This is a genomic window from Psychrobacillus sp. NPDC096389 (assembly GCF_044762855.1).
GTDB lineage: Bacteria > Bacillota > Bacilli > Bacillales_A > Planococcaceae > Psychrobacillus.
In genome coordinates, this window is record NZ_JBIWFB010000003.1 from 165122 (window position 1) to 187198 (window position 22077).

Annotated in this window: 21 protein-coding genes; 10 read left to right on the forward strand and 11 right to left on the reverse strand. The window is 34.9% G+C overall.

Annotation, left to right across the window (positions count from 1 at the left end; genetic code table 11):
- Nucleotides 1-14: 14 nt before the first annotated feature.
- Both ACIQ38_RS10135 and ACIQ38_RS10140 read right to left on the reverse strand, forming a co-directional pair.
- Entirely contained in the window at nt 15-1247 is a 1233-nt protein-coding gene (locus ACIQ38_RS10135) for a restriction endonuclease subunit S (protein ID WP_402821820.1), read from the reverse strand.
- On the reverse strand, nt 1240-4017 hold the full coding sequence (locus ACIQ38_RS10140) for a type I restriction-modification system subunit M (protein ID WP_402821823.1): 2778 nt from the start codon (nt 4015-4017) through the stop codon (nt 1240-1242). The genes ACIQ38_RS10135 and ACIQ38_RS10140 overlap by 8 nt, the downstream gene beginning before the upstream one ends.
- A gap of 545 nt (nt 4018-4562) precedes the next feature.
- Here ACIQ38_RS10140 and ACIQ38_RS10145 point away from each other — a divergent pair.
- Together ACIQ38_RS10145 and ACIQ38_RS10150 are read left to right on the forward strand one after the other, a co-directional pair.
- On the forward strand, nt 4563-5150 hold the full coding sequence (locus tag ACIQ38_RS10145) for a hypothetical protein (RefSeq protein WP_402821826.1): 588 nt from the start codon (nt 4563-4565) through the stop codon (nt 5148-5150).
- A gap of 66 nt (nt 5151-5216) precedes the next feature.
- Complete coding sequence (locus ACIQ38_RS10150; protein ID WP_402821829.1) at nt 5217-5465, forward strand: hypothetical protein; 249 nt, start codon at nt 5217-5219, stop codon at nt 5463-5465.
- 182 nt (nt 5466-5647) lie between these two features.
- Here the strand turns inward: ACIQ38_RS10150 and ACIQ38_RS10155 are convergent, their stop codons facing one another.
- From ACIQ38_RS10155 to ACIQ38_RS10165, 3 genes are all read right to left on the reverse strand, one after another.
- Complete coding sequence (locus ACIQ38_RS10155; RefSeq protein ID WP_402821832.1) at nt 5648-5860, reverse strand: helix-turn-helix domain-containing protein; 213 nt, start codon at nt 5858-5860, stop codon at nt 5648-5650.
- 207 nt (nt 5861-6067) lie between these two features.
- On the reverse strand, nt 6068-6916 hold the full coding sequence (locus ACIQ38_RS10160) for an ATP-binding protein (RefSeq protein WP_402821835.1): 849 nt from the start codon (nt 6914-6916) through the stop codon (nt 6068-6070).
- Entirely contained in the window at nt 6819-7787 is a 969-nt protein-coding gene (locus tag ACIQ38_RS10165; RefSeq protein WP_402821838.1) for a hypothetical protein, read from the reverse strand. Before ACIQ38_RS10165 ends, ACIQ38_RS10160 begins: the two co-directional genes overlap by 98 nt.
- Nucleotides 7788-8395: 608 nt before the next feature.
- Between ACIQ38_RS10165 and ACIQ38_RS10170 the strand changes: the two genes are divergently transcribed.
- Nucleotides 8396-9394, forward strand: coding sequence for a replication-relaxation family protein (locus ACIQ38_RS10170; RefSeq protein WP_402821841.1), 999 nt, complete (start codon nt 8396-8398; stop codon nt 9392-9394).
- Between the two features lie 743 nt (nt 9395-10137).
- Here ACIQ38_RS10170 and ACIQ38_RS10175 read toward each other — a convergent pair.
- Nucleotides 10138-10440 carry a hypothetical protein gene (locus tag ACIQ38_RS10175; RefSeq protein WP_402821844.1) on the reverse strand — a complete coding sequence of 101 codons (303 nt, stop codon included), beginning with the start codon at nt 10438-10440 and terminating at the stop codon, nt 10138-10140.
- 167 nt (nt 10441-10607) lie between these two features.
- On the opposite strand from ACIQ38_RS10175, the gene ACIQ38_RS10180 reads away from it, so the two are divergent.
- Nucleotides 10608-10850 carry a helix-turn-helix domain-containing protein gene (locus ACIQ38_RS10180; RefSeq protein WP_402821847.1) on the forward strand — a complete coding sequence of 81 codons (243 nt, stop codon included), beginning with the start codon at nt 10608-10610 and terminating at the stop codon, nt 10848-10850.
- Between the two features lie 288 nt (nt 10851-11138).
- On the forward strand, nt 11139-11348 hold the full coding sequence (locus ACIQ38_RS10185) for a hypothetical protein (protein ID WP_402821850.1): 210 nt from the start codon (nt 11139-11141) through the stop codon (nt 11346-11348).
- Nucleotides 11349-11501: 153 nt separating this feature from the next.
- Here ACIQ38_RS10185 and ACIQ38_RS10190 read toward each other — a convergent pair whose 3' ends face one another.
- The 4 genes from ACIQ38_RS10190 to ACIQ38_RS10205 all read right to left on the reverse strand — a co-directional run bounded on the left by ACIQ38_RS10190 (nt 11502) and on the right by ACIQ38_RS10205 (nt 17415).
- Nucleotides 11502-12299 carry a GIY-YIG nuclease family protein gene (locus tag ACIQ38_RS10190; RefSeq protein WP_402821852.1) on the reverse strand — a complete coding sequence of 266 codons (798 nt, stop codon included), beginning with the start codon at nt 12297-12299 and terminating at the stop codon, nt 11502-11504.
- Between the two features lie 357 nt (nt 12300-12656).
- A complete protein-coding gene (locus ACIQ38_RS10195; protein ID WP_402821855.1) occupies nt 12657-14897 on the reverse strand; it encodes a protein kinase domain-containing protein in 2241 nt (746 codons plus the stop codon).
- 171 nt (nt 14898-15068) lie between these two features.
- A complete protein-coding gene (locus tag ACIQ38_RS10200; protein WP_402821858.1) occupies nt 15069-16562 on the reverse strand; it encodes a hypothetical protein in 1494 nt (497 codons plus the stop codon).
- Between the two features lies 1 nt (nt 16563).
- Complete coding sequence (locus tag ACIQ38_RS10205) at nt 16564-17415, reverse strand: hypothetical protein (RefSeq protein WP_402821861.1); 852 nt, start codon at nt 17413-17415, stop codon at nt 16564-16566.
- A gap of 344 nt (nt 17416-17759) precedes the next feature.
- Between ACIQ38_RS10205 and ACIQ38_RS10210 the strand changes: the two genes are divergently transcribed.
- A complete protein-coding gene (locus ACIQ38_RS10210) occupies nt 17760-17999 on the forward strand; it encodes a hypothetical protein (RefSeq protein ID WP_402821864.1) in 240 nt (79 codons plus the stop codon).
- On the forward strand, nt 17986-18171 hold the full coding sequence (locus tag ACIQ38_RS10215; RefSeq protein WP_402821867.1) for a hypothetical protein: 186 nt from the start codon (nt 17986-17988) through the stop codon (nt 18169-18171). The genes ACIQ38_RS10210 and ACIQ38_RS10215 overlap by 14 nt, the downstream gene beginning before the upstream one ends.
- A 343-nt stretch (nt 18172-18514) precedes the next feature.
- Here ACIQ38_RS10215 and ACIQ38_RS10220 read toward each other — a convergent pair whose 3' ends face one another.
- Nucleotides 18515-18730, reverse strand: a complete 216-nt coding sequence (locus ACIQ38_RS10220; protein ID WP_402821870.1) for a DUF7695 domain-containing protein — start codon at nt 18728-18730, stop codon at nt 18515-18517.
- Nucleotides 18731-19545: 815 nt separating this feature from the next.
- On the opposite strand from ACIQ38_RS10220, the gene ACIQ38_RS10225 reads away from it, so the two are divergent.
- From ACIQ38_RS10225 to ACIQ38_RS10235, 3 genes are all read left to right on the forward strand, one after another.
- Complete coding sequence (locus ACIQ38_RS10225) at nt 19546-19788, forward strand: DNA-binding protein (protein ID WP_402821873.1); 243 nt, start codon at nt 19546-19548, stop codon at nt 19786-19788.
- A 17-nt stretch (nt 19789-19805) separates the two neighbouring features.
- Nucleotides 19806-20951: a tyrosine-type recombinase/integrase gene (locus tag ACIQ38_RS10230; RefSeq protein ID WP_402821875.1), complete on the forward strand. Its 1146-nt coding sequence runs from the start codon at nt 19806-19808 to the stop codon at nt 20949-20951.
- A gap of 155 nt (nt 20952-21106) precedes the next feature.
- A complete protein-coding gene (locus ACIQ38_RS10235; RefSeq protein ID WP_402821878.1) occupies nt 21107-21991 on the forward strand; it encodes a site-specific integrase in 885 nt (294 codons plus the stop codon).
- Nucleotides 21992-22077 lie beyond the last annotated feature (86 nt).

Consider the following 22077-nt stretch of genomic DNA (forward strand, 5'->3'; position numbering starts at 1 on the left):
AGTATCCCCCTTTTCTACACAAACATCTTTTGGAGCATCGCTTTTTTGAATTGCTTTAGTTTTTGTAAGTTTTGTTCTTCTAGTTCAATCTTATTATCTAAACTTTTAAAAAAACTACCGATTATTAATTGCTCTTCTTTTGAAGGAATTCTTAACTCCATTTCACCTAAACGCCTACCTGATATTTCCAAAAATGTAGAACCAGAAGCATTTTTATTTGCATATTTCTTTATCTGAAAACCCATTGAATATATAAAATAAGCATCTATATCGTCTTTTAATACTAATGATTGAAAGCCTTGATTGGTTGCACCGCTATCCTTTAAGATAGCCATATCTCCGATTCCTGCTCTACTTGTAAATAAAACAGTTCGATCCTTGGGTAATAGATTTGCTGAACTTTTCTCAAGCCCTAATTGGGTGATTTTTCTTGTACTAGTTTTAGTATAAGGACTTTTACCAATCTCAGTCGGTGAATACCAATTGATGTCTCCATCCCAATATTCTGGATTAGTTGTAGCAGGTGTCCCACCACTAATTATATTAGATATTTCTTTAAGCCTGTTTAGTTTCCACTCACCACTAAACCCCTCAAACCGAACTTCAGGAACGGTTTCTCCTTCTTTCGGAAACATTTTTTGGAGCATGGCTTGTTTAAAGTTTTGTAGTTTAGTTAGTTCATGTTTTCGAGAGTTTATATTGGTGTTCAATATCTTAAAAATATGACTTATCTCTTTTTGTTCATCTAAGCTAGGCATTGCAACTTTTAGCTCGTTTAGAATAGATTGATTTACATTGAATCTAGTACTCCCACCTGACCTACGTTCTATTTGTTTACGAGCTGTTTCATTGATTGACAATTCCAGAAATAATGCTTCATATTTATCTTTTCTTTTACCTCGTATAGAAAAACCGCTATACAGAGCATACTTTTCATCCAAATATGCTTTGCCCCAACCAACTTCACTAACTACTTCTGACGAACGCACGAATACCAAATCACCTTTATCCACTCTACTTCTATTCTCAATATCCACATTTACACTAACAGAATTACGTATTCCCTCATACTTTAATGGAGTATCATCTAAAATATCCAATACACTAATCATTTTCCTGCCTTTTCCATAACTTTCTTTTGGAGCATTGATGCCATTGGAGAAAGTCATCAGTTTCGAGAGTAATGTTACTTCCCATTCTTCTTCATATCCCTCAAATCTCACTTCAGGCACCATCTTTTTAGTCATTACCATCACCTCTTAATAGGGCTTGAAATTTACGAATACCAGCCATATCAGAATCGTTGCCAACCAAATTGTCCATCATATCGACTAACTCTTTATTCGATTCTTGAATGCTTGATTGAACCTCTACCATAGTCGTTGCGTATTTATTGTGAAGGTCCATCATTTTTCTTTCAACATCTTGGAATAGTTTTATTCCTAAACCATGTACGCCCTGTATAATTGGCTCAACCCACTTAACATACAACAAAGCATTCACTTCATCATCAGTAAGGTTACTAATCGTCTCTTCTGTTAATCGTACAAGCTCCTCTGCTAATTCTTTACTCTCTCTATTTATTTCAGTGCTTTCAGTTAATAAAGTCAAAGCTTTTACAAGTTTAGCCCCAAATGATTCCTCCTCAAACTGATAGTTCTCTTGTAATACCTTCTCATAATCATTTAACCCTTTATTAGTTGGCGTACCATCTATCTTTAGGTCCATTTCGTTCCATTTGATTTCTGGATGTGCTTCGATAAATTCCACTCTTGCAGCTTTTCTGTTAGGCAATTTTCTAAAGACATTGAGCGTCTTTAACTCTTCCAACTCAATATCTTCAAACAATGTATTCAAAGCATCACGAGTATTCTTGACCAAGAATTTATCATTCGATTCATTCAGTACTTCAAACTCGCCTTCTTCTTCTGAAAGTGTCTCGATAATACTCTCTAACTCTTCACTAATTTCTACTTTTCTGTCTTCCAAGTGATTGACATTATCTCTTTCTTCTTTCAGCATTACTTCTTGAACAAGCTCATAAGAGAAGATTCGCCCTTTGTTTCCTTCTTGAACCTCTATATCTTTACCATCTTTTTTCTTAAACACCATATTAGGGTCGATGGCTCTTGCAGCTACTTTCAAAGATGTTTCTTGAATCAACTGGATATCGTTTGAAATGACATCCCAAGACGTATTAAATATGCCGTAAGCATGATATTTATCAATCAAATCGATGCCTTCAAAACGTGAAAACAGTTCATCAACAACATCCTGTTTTACTTTATTTAAATTAACGGTTTCAGCACCATCAATGAATAGTTCTTCTAAGAAGTTGTCCATCCCTAAGAAGTGCTTCTTATACTCCGTCTTATAACCCTTAATCAATTCACTTTTCTCCATTAGAGTGTGAAGATCTTCACTCTTTAATTGAACATATTCGTTGTTGATTTCTTCGAATAATTCTTCATATAAACCAGGCAACTCTTCGAAAACCTTATTGAACTGAGACAGTTCCGATTTCGGAATACCACCATTCATAATCGCATTGATATCCCATTTCTCAGCTTCATCACTTGAATCGATATAACGTGGAATATTTAAGTCATAGTCATGTTTAATAATTTCTTCTTTTGATACCAACCTTGAGTACTTATCTTCTTCCAGGCGGTGAACTGTAACATCAATTAAACGTTTAATATCCATAGGTCTCAACTCGTTTTTATTCCCTACTTTTTCAAAGCCTTTTGAAGCATCGATGAATAAAATGTCCGAATCCTCACGCTCTTTCTTTAAGAACAGAATTGTCGTCGGAATCCCAGTTCCAAAGAAGATGTTTACTGGTAAACCAACAACTGCATCAATATGATTTTTTTCAATTAATTTTTTACGGATTTTTCCTTCTTCACCACCACGGAATAAAACACCATGAGGTAATACAATTGCCATCATACCGTCAGATTTTAAATGGTATAATCCATGCAGTAAAAACGCATAATCCGCTTTACTCTTAGGCGCTACCCCATACTTTGAGAATCGCGGGTCTTGGTCCTTTTCATTCGGGTCCCATGTTTGACTGTAAGGCGGATTAGAGACAACTGCATCCACGAAAACTGTCTCATATGTACCTTCTGGGTCTGATTCATCGAAGTATGGGAAGTCCTGCTCTAGGGAATCACCATTACGCGTTACAATATTAGATGGTTTTACACCTCGCATTAACAAGTTCATTCGAGTAAGGATTTCTGTTGCTCCAATATACTCTTGGGCATAAAACTTAACGCTATCTTCTGATTCCTGGTGCGATTCAAACACTTTACCGATATTCAACAACAATGACCCTGATCCTGATGTTGGGTCATAAATCTCAATCGTTTTTCGGTCTTTTAAGTGTTCAGCAATAACAGTACTCATGTATTCACTTGCACTTACTGGGGTAAAGAACTCACCACTGCTTTTACCTGCACCCGCTGCAAACTTCCCAATTAGATATTCATAAATATAACCAAGTACATCGTAATCATCATGCGTTGTTGGGATATCCCGAACCAAATCTACTAAACCTCTCACTTCTTTTGTTCGTTGTGTAGCAGTAGAACCTAGTGCTGAGATTCCGGTTTCTAGGGTGTTGAAAATTCCTCCGAACACTTTCTGGTGCTGTGCGTTCGTGCTGATATTTCTTTGGAATGCAGATAAAGCAGTCATTACATTATCTACCGTGAAATCTTTTTCAATATCTACCCAATGTTGAAAGAGGTTTTGTGGTGCGATAAAATACCCTAAATTGTTTTTGATATACTCAACTTCATCCTTATTTTCTTCTGATATCTCTTTTATATCCTCGTCTTCATAACCTTCATGCATCAAAAACTCGTACTCATTATCTGATAAATACTTATAAAAAATAAAACCTAAAATATAATCTTTATAATCCGAAGCTTCAATACTCCCGCGAAGCTTATTTGCTATTTGCCATATACGACTTGCTAGTTCTTGCTTGCTCATTTTTGCACTCAATGTTCTTCCTCCTAACAACCATTTTAGTCATCCTAAATTTCACTTATCTAAACATACAAGACTAAAATAGGTATCACCTTTTATTTATGTTAAATACAATCTTATTGTACCATGTACTTACTCATTTTAATTGCGTTCTATTCCTCCTAAACAACAGCCCATGGTTTCCAAATCAGACTAGTTAAGTTTTTGGGTCGCCGAACTAACACTTACATAGCCAATACTCTTTTCAAGGTAAATTCACCTCTTCTTTCACAATACAACTTTAATCGTACACTCTAATCCTTATTACCTCAATTATTCATTATGTATTGCTAGGTGTACTTATAACGAACACATTACAAGATAATGCCCGCGGAATTCAAGGTTGCAGGTATATATACAAAACACACCCACCTTTTTAAGGGCGATATTTATATACCTATTTTCATGCCCCTAAAATGATCGTTCATGACGCCAAAACGACCTGATATGGTAATTGTATTTATCTTTACTTCAGTAAGATTTATAGTGATACCCATGGAATTAAAAAGGGGGTATGAGATATGAACATAATAAGCTCAGTAAAGAGAGGTGGAAGAACGCCAAATTTTTGGGGACTAGCTAAGGGTAAGCTTACTCAAGACTTTAAAGATATGATCTACAGTCAATACTATAGCCAAGAAACATTGTATATTTATTGTGATTGTTCTATGAATGAAAATGGTAATAGGATGTCTATCGCCTGCTCCTTTGTACAAAGAGGTTTTGTAACTGTCAGTAGTCACATTATTGATTTACCAAGCGATTGTAGAGGTAAAAATACTTACGGTGAACTAGTAGCTCTAGCTACAGGTCTAATGGAATTTGAGCAGCATATTGATAGATTCAATGAAAATGTAATAATTTATTCCGATGTCGATCATATTAATCATATTTTCAGCTCTCAAGTGACTTTCAAAGTAGACTCATTAATAAATCAGCAAAGGTCATTAATACAACTTTTAAATTTGAAACGGTCGGAAAATCCAGGTCTTAATATATCTATTGAATATTTATCAACTGACCTTAAATACTATAATCCCTTCGCAAAAAGCGCTCATAATGCAGCAAGAAAGCTATTAAACATGCCTATAAAGTCACTTTATAGATAGAAACGTCATATGACCTGGCCCAATTTTCTAACACACATTACCGACAATCGAAAGGAGAACTTTTCTATGTATATATTATCGGACGAGCCAGATATGACTGGTCTTTTTATCAATCAAAATACAAGGGTTCGAGTGCATAAAATAACTGAAGATGGAATAGAAGTAATCATCCGTTCCAATGAGGATAAATTAGGTTTCATTCCTTATTGCAATTTAACAACAAATAAAGAACAGCTGTTTAAAGAAAAAAAGCTCTATGTTCGTTACCTTGGATATAATGAACGGTATCTTTTGCTTACCGAAGAAGATGCCTGATCAAAGAACTCAGAACTAAAATCGTCGAAAGGTTTATACTTTTCGACGATTTTCAAAAAAACGAGGTGGGGTATTTACCACCTGTAATGCAGCTTTGCAATTTGCCTTGTATAGCAAGGATATATCTAAATATCTTTAAATAATAGCTACTGGGATCTCTTAAAAGTAATTCAATATGTGTATTACTGTGTGATTAAAAATACCTCATAGAATTCAACGCCTAATTGGTTTGAGATTTTTTTGGCAACTGCTGGACTAGGACTTTTCTTATGATTAATAATTTGGTTAAAGTAGTTTTCACTCATGCCAATTTGTCTTGAGAATTCACGTTGGGAAAAGCCCTTTTCAATTAGCAAAGCCCGTAATTTAACTGAATCTACAACTTTTATCTTCATCATTAACCCACCTCTCATATTTTGTTATAATCGGATATTTTACTAAAGAGAATCGCCCTACAAAGACTACCGCATTCACTTGTTTTGCTGATAATCTTTAGATACGGGTTTTTCACTTTTCATGTTGAATATTATTTTATAACCCTTTTAATATTACTTTATCAAGGTTTTAACCATATTTTAATAGATTAAACATATTATTTCGCTTTAATTAAATAGCATTTCAGCCATCTTGTCATTTTCTTGCTTTGATAATATTTCTCTTATACTTTCCTCTGGCATACGGATTGGAAATGTCATTTTTTCAATACGGCTTTTAATCCTGCCGGCTGGGTACTTTCTCTCCAATGCCATCATCGATATATTAGATGTAATAATCGTCGGTCTTCGATAATTCATTCGTTCATCTAATATTTGCGTTAACACTTCTTCTGACCATTCAGTTGCTTTTTCCAATCCCAAATCATCCAACACCAACAAGTCTGCTTTTTTAACAGTTTCAATGAGTTCATACACCCCTACTTCTGGGTTTTTTTGAGATATTTTGGCTTTCATTTCGGTCAGCATATCAACTACTGAGATATAAAGAGCATTCAAATCATACTTCATAATTAATTCATTAGAAATAATAATGGATAATAATGACTTACCGGACCCTTTTGTTTGGCTATAAAAATAGAATCCCTTTCCCATTTTCTCAAATTCACGATACCGGTCAAGATAACCTGTGACTGCCTGCTTAGCAAAACTTGCTAAGCTAATACTTTCTGTGTTCTTATACATCTCAATTTTGAAGTCATTCATCTTTTTGTCTAAATAGTCAACTGGAATTCCGGCGGATTTAATTTTACGCACTTGTTGTTTATATTCTCTGCATTTACATATTTCCATTACATCCACAGGTTGTTTTTCAACATGAATGAGTCCAGTGCCATCACAAATCTTAAACATACATTTATCAGACGCCTTTGTTAATATTCTTGGCTTTTTCCATAAATTTAGCTCCGTATTGTTGGAAGTATTCATCTCCGGCAATATGTTCTGTAATCTCTTCATGCTGTAAAACCTCCTGATTATTTTTATAAGCTTGGTCAAAAATATAGTTTGCTACATACTGAAATGATCGGATACAATCTCGCTCGTGTGTCGGTTTAAATTGAGTGAAACATTCTTTGATCCATCCGATCACTTGATAAGCATCCCAATTTTTATCAACTATCTCCAACATTGTTTTACGATCACGGGATGTTAATCTTTTTTGCTTACTTAAACTTAAATAAGTGTCACAGATTAAATCGAATTGATTTAAATAATTATATTTTCCATCATCATCCTCATCAGCTTCTTTGAAAGATGAAGTCTCTAAAGTATTATCTGAAGTAATCTTTGAAGTAATCTCTGGTATTGCAGCACAATCCTCGTGCTTCGAATCCCCGTTATGAGCATACGAGTTGTTACTGGCTACATTCGAAGCTTCAATTTTATTGTTTCGAGACAACTGAGGATAATCTTCCAATTCATATCCTAATTTTTGCAAATCAAACTTTAGTTTCACTATATTTACACGGTATTGAAAAGTTTTGTCCCAATTATTTCTCGGGTTATTACGTCTGCTTAGATAACCTTCGTCCACAAGTTTGTTCAAACGCTTCCGAAGCGTCGAGGTGGATATTCCAAGCATCACCTCATCGGCAAGCTCTTCAGCCGTTTTGTAAATCCAACCTTTGGATAAAGGATAATTTATTGGCTCACCATTCTCCTCTAATCGTTTCTTTTCCTCAGCAATATATAGATCTGTATCATTCGTTCTTTTAGACCAATAAATGAACTGGTTCAATATGACAGCCTCTTCCATACTCCCAGTCAATTTGAATAACTCTTCTTTTATAACGACCCTTTTTAATTTTGTCGATTTAATAGAACTCATCTCCTAACCACATTTTTTTGAATTGAGCTATAGTAATTTGCAATATAAATTTCACATTTATTCCTACTAAATTTTGTTATCATCCTTTCTTCTTTCCGACGCCTATCTTGATGATGTAATTTTCGGCAATAAAAAAAGAGAAAAACCGAAGATAGACGTAGCAAAATAGACGCACATTTAGATGTGCATATTTCACTACTTCCTCTTGGGTTTTTCCCTTGTTGTTGAGAAAGTCGAACCATTAATTTATTTATCAATTATTATACATCGCTCTCTTTATTTTGCAAGTCCTTTTACATTCTTTTTATTATTAACCACTATTTATTGAATTAAATCACATTCTTTTATAGGGGTAGAAATACGAAAACTTGAAAGTATACTACTTAAAGAACACTTCCCTTTTACCAATAACCAATTAAGTAATGTACTTAAATAGACGTTGTATGACGCATTGAACCCTATTACTTACACAAAGTGCATTATCCGCTGGTTTATCGCGTAAGTAATCAGCCTACGGTATAGCCTACAATAGTAGCTAAAATAGATTCATTGGAAGTGTTCCGGTTAGCTAAACAAAATTCACCCTAAAATCTGAAAGGAGAAATAACATGACAAAGAAAATTATTTTGAGAAAGGGAAAAAGACAGCGATTAGAGCTTTCAAATTCAGATTTACAACTGCTGGCTTTCCTAGAACGACATCGACTGCTAACGCTGCAGCAGTTCTATAAAGTCGCTGTTCATTTATATGATATAAGAATGAAAGAGTATAGTTTTAAAAATCGGATTCGAAAATTCGAAGAGTATTACCTTATTCGTAGTAAAACCTACAGCGAGGGATTTGAGGGAGAACGGTTTAAATACCTCTGTATTGGAAGCAAAGGCATAGACTTGCTAATCGAACGTGAATTTCTGGATCATTCATACAATAAAACAGGAATTTATAAGTTCAACCAAAAGAAGAATTTGATTCATTTCATGGCTACACAACAGGCAGTTATTAACATAATCAGTGGCCTGAATGGCAAATTGATTTCAGATATTAATACAAAGGAACATAAATACGGTATTTTATACGATGTAGTAACCTTTTCCCATTCCCCAGCGGATTTTCCATACACCGAATGGATAAGAAGGGAAAGGAACTTACACCGCCAGAATAGCGGATCTTATCATGCAAAAACAGCAAAATATATGAATGGCTATAGTTCGGCAACTGGGTTAAGAGGGTCTACAATGACAATTGTTAAACCGGATTGGATCATCGAATTAAAAGGAATTAAAGAAACTAGAGATGCCATTATTAATATTGAACTCGATATGGGTACAGAGCCTATTGAAACACTCGCACAGAAGTTATTTAAATATGCTATTGTCGCTGAAAAGAACCCCGATGTTCTCCACATCATGAACATTGTTATTGCAGACAATAGCTTTTCAAATCGTTCCACACTTAGTAACGGCATTACGAGGGCGAACAATATTATCAATAGATTCAGAGAGGATTCCGCTGTTATTAAAAGGGTGGAGGAGTCTGGTTTAATCCCCATTGTTCGACCTTTGAAACTTAATACAGAAACAGTAACTGATATTTTAAGCAAAGCCTAATAGGCCATGCAAAGACAGTCATTCACCATGAATGGCTGCATACATAGACGAATACCTGAATACGTTATTTACTATTGACAGACACCGCATTTTGGAGGGCGTAACTATTAATGGTTACTATTCCAAAATACGATCATTTCAGTCTTTCCTCAACTCTATCCTCGCTGAATTTCTCCCGATTTGAATATGATAACGATTATACGTTACTGTTAATGGTTACCATTGGCCTAAGTAATGTACTAGCATGACACCTATCCGCCATTAAACAACTAAGAATATCTATATAGTTACCATTAATGGATACTATTACGACAACAAGGAACATCAGCAATCCACTAACTTCGTTACGCCCTTTTTTTATTTAGCGACTGTCATTGGTGACCTTCATGCGTAACTATAACGAAAAATCTCAAAAGCTACGGGTCTTGTCCCGCAAACTATTTTACAGTTCTTTTTTGAGTGCTGCAAAATAAAATGACCTTTAATTGCTTCCAGTAGTAGTTATCTTTTTTAGTTTTGTTTTCCCTACACTAATCAGCTTTATCCCATACCCCTGACGTATCTGGTCAGTTAAAGGGCATAAATAGTCGATTAATTTGAACATAATTTAAAAATCTCCTTCCCACTACCAATGGAAAGGAGATTTTGCTACATGATGATACCAGTATATCGTTCCACAGTAGTTGCACCTTGGTATCCTTTTTATTGTATTCAATTATTTTTGCAAACTTCTTCACTATTTATTAACGTGAATTCAGCTCGGCCATATCAATCGAGAATAAGTTACAAGACTTGTCCATAAACATATTGAATTGATCAGATGTAATTTCACTAGTTAATCCCAGAAATGATTCCTTATCCAGTATCTCTGCAATCCGATCATCTGCCTCTTTTACGAAATATGTTTTCATATCCGATTTAAGATATTGTAATGAATTAGACGCATCGTGCTTATATTCCCTTTTAATAGTACGCGTTTCTACAACTTCTGTTCCTAAATGATTAATATTATAGTTTATCGAAAAATGATAGATCGTTTCCTTCAAGATTTCAGGCTCCTTTATTTTCATTTTTGATTTACTTACATCCTCTTAGCAATTCGCATAACCTAGCGGTCTTTGCACAAATCAATTGTATCACCTCCCATTATAGATGACTATAGTCGGTCGAACAAACCTTCAATTTATTTGTTAATAAATTGAGAGGTGATAAGATGAATGTAATTGAGGCCTATGGAATTGTTTTAAAAAAACACCGTACAGTGGCAAATTTGTCTCAAGAAAAATTAGCTTTTAAATGCAACCTTGATCGCACCTATGTTGGAATGTTAGAAAGAGGCGAAAGGCAACCAACTATTTCAACGCTTTTCGTTATCGCTGAAAACTTAAATATTCCAGCGTCAGATTTCATAGTAGAAGTAGAACAGCTTTTGGAAAGTGTAACCAATAATGATTAATCCTTTATAAAACAATAATCCCATGTATTCTGAAAGGCTATCACAGAATATGTGGGATTATTTATTCACTGCTAAACCTAATCGTGCTTTAACAATCCTATACCTACATACTCATACCTGGATTGAATATTAACCCCCAATCATCGGGCATGTTGACCTAAGTTGCCTTTCGTCCTCCCTCTACGCCACTGTAGCCGTTCATAAATATAGATTCGGAAGATTGTATTCAATAAATGTATACGGAAAAGCAGTATAATAAAGTTAAATAAGGTCGGGGAGGGATAACGAATGAATTGTGGAAAGAAAAAAATGAAACAAGCACTTCACCAACAATACGAGGAAAACATCAAGGAATTAAAAGATATTGGGATTCACTATGTTCCGCGAGAGGAATATCTAAATAAGGATGAATATAAATACGCAATCGGCGTAATTCCTACTTATAAGCCATCTATATTAGAGCGACTAAGAATATTCTTATGGAAAAAAAGAAAATAATATGTAAACCTCAAGAACATAGATACATTGTAAACGATGTGGAATATATGGGGTCTTTATGTTCCAAAAGGAAGTGTTAATATAAACACCCCCTTTTTCCTGTCCGTAATCTTCTCCAATTCTTATAATCTTCATAAATCACTTATACATTCTTTAATTATGGTTATAACCGAACTGAATTGTTTGTAGCTTTCGTTTAAATAAATTTTCAATCTCAACTGCCTCTATTGCTGTAATATCTTTCGGCAGTACTTTTAAAATAGTATACTGAAAATGTAAATACGCACCAGAATCTTGTACAAGTAGCTGCTTAAATACTTCATTACCGCCATCAATGGTTGCTGCGTACTCCGACCAACGACCAAGTAAACCGTTTTTATTGTATGAAGAGCCTATATAATTTTTTCCGTTGGAGCAATCCGTGATTGCATAAACCGCATTAATCGAGCTAAGGGCGATGTGCCAATCCGCATACGTTGAACGGTCTTCGATAATTTGTTTTAGCTCGTTATACGTTAATAGGACATTTTCGTAGCCTGGAAAGACAAACTGATTTGTGTTCACTAGCTGTGTTATGATTTTTTCATTTGTTCCTTTTTGATACCACTTCACAGCTGCCTTGCCCCATTCAATAAATAATTTATTTTCGTATTGATTTAATGGGTCTTCGTCAATCTCAAATAAAGGATGCATAATTTCATCTTTATAAGGCTCTAATAAAAACGGAGAACAATCTTGTGAAATAGATGGTGTCTCGCCATGTCTTATCTCGTACGATTTTAAATACTTCGCTGTTGTACCTTCATCTGCGGAAAAGACAATTACTTTATCATACCCATCAAAAAAATGAGGTGATTGTTTTTGCGTATATTCACGTATAAAGCCATCACGATACGCGTTAATAAATCGTTGATGTTTCAACGAATGACGGATAAGTAATGTTCTATTCAAGTTATATTGACTCCGTTTTAGTATATCTGATAAGTAGAAATGGACCATCTATTCATTAACACCTCTCCACCAAATTATCATTTCAATATAACACCACTATTTATCTAACAGTTAATCGAACAAGAAAAAATCGCCGTAGCGATCTATCTTATTGATTGTTTTTCAAGAAAATAAAGATTGCGATAATGGCTATTTTCGCACTCTAATGAGAACTTCGGTAAGCAACTACACGTTCGATTGGAATAGAAAGCATTGGAGTTACAAGTGATAATTATTTTAAATATTCAACCTCCTTTCGAATGGCAATCCGAAAGAGAATAATCAAACGGAATTTTCCTTTATATTAACTGAACAATATTACGTGTGGGTTGGCTCAGTTTTGTAGAATGAAAGAATTTCTTTTAATAATAATTTTTCATCCCTATTTTCTCTTACATAATCTAAATAAACTGTCCCTCCTCTCTTTAAGTATAGGAGCCAGCCTTGTAAGGATGATATATAGGTATCTTCAAAATGATTTAACTTTGAATATTTACCTACATAATTATTGAAAGCTTGAAATCCTTCATGTCTTACCGGATACTTTATAAATTCAAAATCATTGAACCTATGATTCTCCAATAATTCCAAATATCCTTTATTATTTATAACTAGTGTGTTGTTTACATGATCATTTCCATTAATTAATAGTTTTTTTAATTCATCTCTTGTGAAAAGATGATCTGGAGGACCAATTCTTTTACCTTCGACTTTAAACAATCGAAAATCATTAATATGTTCAATGCTATTATTTTGACATTCCTTTTTCAGAAATTGATTGCAATGATCCACGAAAGTTACAGCATCTTCTTCGGAATAAAGTATATATAAATCATCCTCATTTACATTACATTTGAATCTTCCATCTTTAGTAAGATACCACTCCTTTCTATTCCAAAATTCATCTTCACCACTTTCTATATACTTGAAAAAATAGGCAATATTTCCATTTACACCGTGACTAGTTATAAATAGAGAATAAAAGTTATAGTGTGTTATATTTTTAGCGATAAATTCTTTGAGTTTCAGTTCTATTTTTCTTCTTTTTCGCCATTCATCTTGTTTGCTTCGGTCCATTTCTTTATCTTCAATTTCAAAAGGATCTTTATTAACCCATTCAAAAAAGAGTCTTTCAGGGACGCTTAAATATGTAATTCTTAGTAATCCGATATAATTCCTAAATTCCTCCGAATTAAATTTGTTGTGTCTTGCATCATATGTCCCAGAAATCTCATTATAAATTGACGCCTTAGAAAACATTACAAAACTTCCTCTTAGATAGCGGCTAACCGTTTTATAGTTTTCCGGTAAAGGTGTTCCATCTTCATAGTAACCATAATTTCCACATATCCATGACAAATAATTCCCTTTAGAATCATCCGTTAAAATTTCATAATCTCTATTTACTTCATCTGGAAAAACAGGCTGTAATTCAGCTAGCTCTAACCGAAAATAACTCCAAATATAATCTTTCGAAATATTTTCTGCAATTAGTTTTTTTGGTTTTAAAACATATTTCCCCATTGCATCAATTTCAATACACCCATCTTCATCTGAAAGACTAACATTTCTTAAATCAAGACCTCCACCAGAGGGGATGAACATATGATTCAAACTAGGCATTGACCCTAATAAATTTAATACGTTAACTATGTCTTTTGCTTCTGTCCAGATTGCTGTATCTGGAATAAAATCCTTAAAGAGTTTATTTTGGATATATCTCCACTGGCTTAAATTGCTCTTTTCAAAATCTGTCCTAACCAATAACCATTCCTCTAATCTACTAGAGAATTCCTTCATTGTTGGTCTCAAATCCGGCTCTTCCCTAGTCGAATCATATAAAAGAGCGTTTAATTCAACTAGATGTTGTTTAGGATAGAATTTATTTAATCCCATGATTTTACTTGATTCATCATATGTACCTTCGAAACCATAAGGATGCTTAGTTAATAACATCCACAAAGTTTTCGCTAAAGAATAAACATCCGCTTTTTTTCCGTCAGAATTTTTCGCGTCATTTTTCATTTCTGGTGCTATGGTATTCCTCGGACCAACCGATTCTCTAGTGGCAGTCAAATCTTCTTTATCAGGGTAATCTACTAACCCAAAATCTCCAAAACAATAATTACCATTGTACCAATAAATATTACTTGGTTTTATATCTCTATGGACAATATCTCTATCATGAATTTCAGCCATTACTTTCGCTAATTGAATTATGCACTGTGCAATTTCTTCAAGTCCCGCTTCTAAAGTTAATTTGTCATTTAACGGTTGAGCAATAGGCATAGTATACCAATACTTACCTTCTTCATCGGGCAATGCAAAATCTATAATAGGAATTACTCCAATTAATTCGTCCTGAATCTCCTTTACTATTTTAATTTCTGACTTAAAGCGTTCTTTCTTCTTGGTAAAGTAGCGCCCACGAGTTTTTAATTCCTTCAAAGCTAATATTTCTCCATTAGTTGATTTAGCTTTAAAAACTATTGCATTTCCTCCACTACCCATAGGCTTTGTTTCTATTTTATTGTATAATACATCCCCAATCTTATACATTTTACTCTCCTCGATTCTTTATGATGTGTTCAGGGGCTAACTCTAATTAAGTATATAAGATTATGACGCTACTAAGTGTCTAAAAGAGTCCCATTAAACACAAGTACAGAGTTTCTCCTTAATACGAATAGAATATTGCCACTTTAGTTATTCAGCGTACATGAAATGAAATCAATTCAAGAAAAAAGCATCTAAATCCTCGTCAGTATAAAGAATTTTTTCCTTTTTCACGCCTACTTCTTCTGCAAGTTTAACAGAGGCTGCTGCAAGGACTTTCGAATTGACATGAACATCAAATGCCGCTTCAATTAGACTATCGTAATGGGCGTAGGCCTCGTTGATTTTATCAATAATATCTACATAGACTTGATCAACTTTCTCTAAAATCGAATCGGTATAGGTTTCTAACACTTTTTTCAATTCTTCTTCTCTTGCTCCCAGCTTGTCCTTTGCAAATTCCCACACAAAATTGGCTGTAACTGTTCCAATTATAGATCCCAGAACCGGAATTGGTATCAATGTTTGTCCTATTGCTCCGCCAGTTGCAGCTATTCCGGCTTCTATGCAAAGTATTTGGCCTTCGGTCACGAACTCATCCATTGAAATGGTATTTTTCTTAACTTCTGTTAATAAAGAAGCTAGTCCCATCGCTGCACTTGTAACGGCACCTGCAAATGGTGCAGATAATGAAGTTAGGTTTGTCATTGCATAAATGCTTCCGGCGGTTACAGCACCTTTTGCCCCTCCCTTGGCTGCACTTATCCCGACTTCGGCCCAGTCTGATCGATTAAACTGATTGATTTTCTTACCGTTTTTAACTTTAGAATAAATGATAGTTATGGTGTTTAACGATGCCGAAATTGCCGCAGCTACTCCAGCTATTTTCACTCCTTCACCTACCGAAGCCCCCTGTTTCGCTTGAATTGATTCGCTTTTGTGATTAGCATCTTTTTGTATATCATCTTGGATCTTTTGATTTTCATCGACTATTTGTGCCTGTTGTGTAGAAACTGTCTTTCCTATCGTTCCGAGTTGCACTTCATCATAATTAGCAATTGAAGGCTTTACAACATCTTGAAAAGGCTTTCCTGTTTGCCGTTCAATCTCTTCTACTTTTTGCAAAATTGATCGAATTGATCTCTCATTTAAATGCTCAGGATTCACACCAGACCTAATCTGTTCGATAAGTTCATGCTGATCTTTTGGAATTGAATAATTCATTGAACCGTCTTTATATTTCTCAAAATGAGCTAAAACATGATTTAGCGTGTTATTCGATCCATTGATAAACTTAGATTGATACTTAATACCGTTCAATATAAAATCTTCTGGTGCAGTCCGTCCAACGCCTTCAAATGTAGCAACATCATCTTGCCCCCTTAAAGTAGCCCAAGCATTTCGTACATTTACCTCCAAATGCTCTGCGACTTCCCCATGCTTTGTTTGGACTGAACCAAGTATTCCATCCGGATTGGATAGGAATTGACGCATTTTTGTCATATGCTGTAATGCATTTTCAAAATTTACATTTTGCAGTTTATGTCTTTCCATCGTTTCCCTGACAACATCGTCCATTTGCTTTGCAATGGAATGCTGCTTCCAGCTATTAAAGCCCTCAATTCCCGCAGCATACAACTGTCCTTTCCAAACATTAGCTGTGGACATATTATTTTCCGATCTCCTTCATGAAAAGTGCAGAAAGACTTTCTGTAGAGTTAATCAGGCTCCTTAGCATATTACGTTCTTCTTGAGAAAATGCAGTATAAGAGTCAATATGCTTTACACCACTTGTGAATTGAAGCAATCCTTGTTCTAAGTTTGTAGAGAGGCTCTGTGTGCTAGATGTTAGCTGCGTGACCTCTAGTGAAGTCGCATCAAGAATCTTTGTTGCCTTCACAACTTCAATTCGCTCCTGGTCAGCTTTAATAGCGGCTTCTTTATTTTTCTTATTTGCATATATGCCTCCAGCAGCCAAACTTGCTGCACCAATTCCCCAGCCTATCGGACCGGCTAAAGCTAATAAGGCACCGCCTCCTGCCATTCCACCGCCACCGGCCGCAAGCGCTCCGCCTCCCAGCCACGCAAGTGCAGCATTAGTTGCGGCTGCTCCAGACAGGCCAGAAATCGCCGCACCTGTTGAGGCCGTCCCAAACGTTGTCGCAATTGCCATGGCAGCTGTGGGGGCAAGCGCAGCTGTGGCGACTCCCGCTGCAACACCTGCGGCTGCCCCACCCCCTGCCAACTTAATCATTTCTTTTTCGTCATATGAAATTTCGCTTAGAGTTTTGAAACTTGCGAGGTTTATTTGAACTTGCTCAAAGCTCTTGTCAAATTCTTTTGGTGTATTGGCAAGTGTGTTCACATACACTTCCACTTTTTTAATAACATCGACACCGTATGAGCGAACATTATGCAAATTAATTGCCTGATTTTGTAACGTTTTCGAAGACACATCATATTCATTTATTGCTTGTTCAAGCTTTTCAATTGCTTCTTTTTTTAGTGTACTATTCAACATAGTTCTTTTGCTCCCCTTTTAGGCTCATTTATATTGATTATATGGTAAATATAAACTATGAGCAATCATTCAATTATTATCCTCAAAAGCTGAAACCATAGTTTTCAGCTAAATTTCATTCATTTTACAAATCACTCTTTTATGCTTTTATTAGGCGAGATTGCCACGTTATCCGCCATGTCTTTCGCAAATAATATTCTCTAAAAAGAGTTCATACCGTAATTTTTCAAATTTGTTTCCCGATTGCGTCAAGTAAAATCTACCATACCTGAAGCGATTAAAATTTGTATTAAGAGGATATTTTCATTACGATTAGATTACCCAGATGAAAAGCGGTGAAAAATATGGATAAACCAAAAAGAAAGTATCCTTGGATTGATGAATTAGCCAAAAAAACAGGGGAAGCTGCTATGGAAGAAGCAAGAAAGCATAACACTCATATTATCTATACACGTGATGACGGGCGGACAGTAAGAGCATATCCAGATGGAAGAATAGAAATAGTAAGAGAAGAAAATAAATATGAGCAAAATAATAAGCATTATCCGAATAAAAAAGAAGGTAGAGAAATTGAGGAATCCTAACCGTATTCCGAAAACATTATCGTTATTAAAAACAATTTGGGAACATCAACCTGATGTACTTTTTAATCAACTTATTTCGAGCCAGCAGCATGTGTATTTAAAGGAACAGAATCGAAAAGGTGATTTTTTTATTTGGAAGATGAGGATTGGATTGGCATTTCAACGGAAATAATAGAAGGATTAAATGCAAAGCAATACCCATAACAAGAAGAAAAGACAGTGAACGAATAGAGGTCTAAGATTATGAGTACAGATATTTCCCTGTCCCTTGCGAAAGAGAGTGTTTTAAAAATAAAAATCCACCCGCTTAACTTTGTGAAAGTTTCGGATGGATTTTTTCGCTTTTGCCACTATTTTAAAACAAATAGAGGAAAATGATAGCAATTTTTAAAAACACACCTTCTTATTCCCTTATACTTGTTGTCAGGAAGCCCTTAGACAATTTTTTTGAAAAGGTTATGGAACGATCGACGCATTACAAAATTCGGTTGGTATTTTTCAATTTCCCATCCCCTTTACTCTATCTCATAAACGGAATAACTAAAATCAATATAATCTTCAAGTTTTCCCCCTTCCCGCTGATCCATCCCCCAACCAAAACGTTGGTAATCCTTTCCGCCGTCGATGAATATTGCCCCGCAACCGCATCGTTTAAAATCATAGCTATGTGTTGATTCAATGACATCATCGCACTTTTTGCAACGTACTTTGTTTACTATTACACTCTTCATAGGACCACTCCTCTCGTTTCAAAAGACTTTTTAGTTACTGTTATTTTAATACTATAATGCAAATATGCAATGAAAGTGGGAGTGTTTTTACAATTACCCTGTGTCAACACCATGTTAACCGCGGAGTTTTTACATAATTCCCGTACTAACGATCCTACCTTTTACATAAAGCCGTACCTCGACAATGCTTTTTACAAAAACTCCATACCAACGACCAAACCTTTTACATAATAGTCGTACCTCGACCAAGCTTTTACAAAAACTCCGTACCAACGACCAAATCTTTTACATAATAGTCGTACCTCGACCAGGCTTTTACAATAACTCCGTACCAACGACCAAACCTTTTACATAATAGTCGTACCTCGACCAGGCTTTTACAATAACTCCGTACCAACGACCAAACCTTTTACATAATAGTCGTACCCTGACCAGGCTTTTACAATAACTCCGTACCAACGACCAAACCTTTTAATAAAAGCCGTACCCTGACCAGGCTTTTGACAAAAATCCCGTACCTGCATTTTATTAATTGAATCAGTCCTTCTATCATTTCATTGATTGAAACTACATGCCGCGTACTCGGAATGGATTCTTTAACATATCTTTTGTGATTACTTCTTCGTTCTTCGTTATTAACTCCTACATCAATTCAAATACGAAAACACTGTATTTGCAACCTTAATAATCACACGAGAAGTTTTTTTAAAAAAAATCATATTTACTCTTAAAATATTAAGATTCCGCGACTACAATGTTTTCACCTTCGGATAAATACCATTTTACTAAGGAATACAACAATAAGGAGAATAAAAATGCACATCGAAGATTTAAAAGAAATCGTTGAAGGGTTAAACAATCTGAAGAAAGACTTTGAAAAAAAATTAACAACCAATAAAGAGTGGATGACACTCAAAGAAGGCGCAGCTTATGCGGGCGTTTCATATAACACACTTATGAAGTTCCGCTTAGAGAGATTGAAAGTTGCTGAGATCGATGGGGTTAAACGTATTTCAAAAACGGAGATTGATAACTTTTTAATTGAAAATAGTTTTTAATAAAGGAGAAATTTGTAATGAGTAAAAAAACACCTATTAAACCTTATAAATTAAAGAACGGCGATACTCGCTATATGTTCCGTATCAGCCTTGGCACGGATCCGCTCACCGGAAAACAAAAGAATACGACTCGCCGTTCGTTTAGAACTATAGGACAAGCACAGTTAGCGTATGATCGATTAAAGTATGAACTTCACAATGGAACTTTAAAAAAGCAACAGTTTAATACGTATCAAGACGTCTACGAGGAATGGATTAACGATTACAAAGGGAATGTTGAAAAAAGTACTTTTGATAAGACTACTGGTCTTTTTAAAAATCATATATTGCCGGCAATGGGTGATTATAGAGTTGAGAAGATTAATTATCAATTATGCAAAAAACATGTGAATGAATGGATGGAAAAATTAGTCCGCTTTAATATGGTGAAGTTTTACGCTTCAAAGGTAATGGATGAGGCAATCAAATTGAATTTAATTGAAACAAATCCATTCAAATTAGTAGAGACACCCAACAAAAGAATAAAAAATAAGATGGAGATTTATTTTACGCGTGAACAACTAATTGATTTTTTAAATTGTACCGAAAATGAGGGTGATTTTAAAAAATATATCTTCTTCCGCCTACTCGGATTTGCCGGAATAAGAAAAAGCGAAGCCTTTGCCCTTACATGGGAGGACATTAACTTCGTTGACAATTCAATCAACATAAATAAAGCAATTGGTTATTCAAAAGATAATGGACTCTATGTAAAATCAACAAAAACTGGTGAAACCCGCATAATCAAAATGGATTCAAAAACAATGGATATTTTAAAGACTTGGCAAGAAAAGCAATTCGAAAAATTACAATTGTTAAGCTTTAATGTGAATCAACCAAAACAGCTTGTCTTCCAAAATGCCGAAAACAAACATTTTCAACCTTCCCGAACTTGGGGTTGGTTAAATAAGATTCTAACAGAGTATAACTTAAAGTACATGACAACTCATGGTCTTCGTCATACTCACGCAACATTACTAGCAGAAGCGGGAGCTAGCTTACCATCTATTCAACAACGGTTAGGACATTCCGGCAAAGACACAACTACAAAAACCTATATTCACGTTACTGAAAAGATGAAGACGGACACACTTGATATGTTTATCGAATACATGGACTATTAAATGTTAACAAAATGATAGAAGCAGTGGCCAACAATGGCGTTTTTACTTCCGAATGAATAGAGGTTTTGGAGTTTGCCGAAATTTGAGGTGTCTTTATAATAGAAATTGAGAATTCGATAAAAAAATATTTTGTAAAGTTAAAGGAGAAGTTGTTTATGAAAATGGCATCTATTAATTCTTATCAATTAAAAAGCGGAGAAACTCGCTATATGTTTAAATTAGATCATGGCATTAATCCTTCAACAGGAAAATCCATAAAAACGATACGCCGTTCATTTAAAACAAAAAAAGAAGCTGAATTAGCATATCTTAGCTTAAAATTAGAAGCTCAAAATAGAACTTTTCAAAATAAATTAGTATTAGTTCCCGAAAAAAGAAATAAGAACAATCAAGATAATTATTATACACGCGAACAGTTACTTGAATTTTTATCCTGTTGCAAGAAAGAAAATAATAAGATGTACTATGCTTTCTATCGGTTACTCGGATTTTCCGGAGTTAGAACAAATGAAGCTTATGCACTTACATGGGAAGATATTGACTTTGAAAATAATACGATTCTCATTAATAAATCATTTAGTTATGGTGGTAAACATGCGAATAATCTTAGAGCTGAAAATTGGCGTATTATATTAATTGATTCTAAAACAATAGATGTTTTAAAAGAATGGCGGGAAGAGCAGCAGCAATTTCTACAGATTAGTGACTTTAAAGCTATACAATCTAAGCAGATTGTCTTTAATAATCAAAAAAACGGGTATTTGAATGTTCGGCATGGTCAGGTTTGGTTGGATAAGATTTTAGAGAAATATGACCTGAAACATATTACAACTCATGGGTATAGAGTTTCTCATGCCCAGGTCCTTACAGAAGCTGGGGCTTGCTCTACGGGTATCCAACAACGCCTAGGTCGTTCTATACATGGGGTGACTACAGCTAAGAATATCCAGTCCACTGAAAAGATTCAAATGGACACGCTCCAAAAACTTATCGAATATATGTTGCATAACAAAACAATTTCACCTGACGTAAGAGGATAAAACTCTACAAAACGCCCAGAGTTTCCATACACAAACTCTGGGCTTTTTTAATATTGTGCTTTATTATTTACCTCAACTATCGCTCC

Bases quoted from the DNA above. Each gene is read 5' to 3' on its own strand.
- ACIQ38_RS10135 (WP_402821820.1), bottom strand. From the start codon at position 1,247: ATGACTAAAAAGATGGTGCCTGAAGTGAGATTTGAGGGATATGAAGAA.
- ACIQ38_RS10145 (WP_402821826.1), top strand. From the start codon at position 4,563: ATGAACATAATAAGCTCAGTAAAGAGAGGTGGAAGAACGCCAAATTTT.
- ACIQ38_RS10150 (WP_402821829.1), top strand. From the start codon at position 5,217: ATGTATATATTATCGGACGAGCCAGATATGACTGGTCTTTTTATCAAT.
- ACIQ38_RS10155 (WP_402821832.1), bottom strand. From the start codon at position 5,860: ATGAAGATAAAAGTTGTAGATTCAGTTAAATTACGGGCTTTGCTAATT.
- ACIQ38_RS10160 (WP_402821835.1), bottom strand. From the start codon at position 6,916: ATGAAGAGATTACAGAACATATTGCCGGAGATGAATACTTCCAACAAT.
- ACIQ38_RS10165 (WP_402821838.1), bottom strand. From the start codon at position 7,787: ATGAGTTCTATTAAATCGACAAAATTAAAAAGGGTCGTTATAAAAGAA.
- ACIQ38_RS10170 (WP_402821841.1), top strand. From the start codon at position 8,396: ATGACAAAGAAAATTATTTTGAGAAAGGGAAAAAGACAGCGATTAGAG.
- ACIQ38_RS10180 (WP_402821847.1), top strand. From the start codon at position 10,608: ATGAATGTAATTGAGGCCTATGGAATTGTTTTAAAAAAACACCGTACA.
- ACIQ38_RS10185 (WP_402821850.1), top strand. From the start codon at position 11,139: ATGAATTGTGGAAAGAAAAAAATGAAACAAGCACTTCACCAACAATAC.
- ACIQ38_RS10195 (WP_402821855.1), bottom strand. From the start codon at position 14,897: ATGTATAAGATTGGGGATGTATTATACAATAAAATAGAAACAAAGCCT.
- ACIQ38_RS10200 (WP_402821858.1), bottom strand. From the start codon at position 16,562: ATGTCCACAGCTAATGTTTGGAAAGGACAGTTGTATGCTGCGGGAATT.
- ACIQ38_RS10205 (WP_402821861.1), bottom strand. From the start codon at position 17,415: ATGTTGAATAGTACACTAAAAAAAGAAGCAATTGAAAAGCTTGAACAA.
- ACIQ38_RS10210 (WP_402821864.1), top strand. From the start codon at position 17,760: ATGGATAAACCAAAAAGAAAGTATCCTTGGATTGATGAATTAGCCAAA.
- ACIQ38_RS10220 (WP_402821870.1), bottom strand. From the start codon at position 18,730: ATGAAGAGTGTAATAGTAAACAAAGTACGTTGCAAAAAGTGCGATGAT.
- ACIQ38_RS10225 (WP_402821873.1), top strand. From the start codon at position 19,546: ATGCACATCGAAGATTTAAAAGAAATCGTTGAAGGGTTAAACAATCTG.
- ACIQ38_RS10230 (WP_402821875.1), top strand. From the start codon at position 19,806: ATGAGTAAAAAAACACCTATTAAACCTTATAAATTAAAGAACGGCGAT.
- ACIQ38_RS10235 (WP_402821878.1), top strand. From the start codon at position 21,107: ATGAAAATGGCATCTATTAATTCTTATCAATTAAAAAGCGGAGAAACT.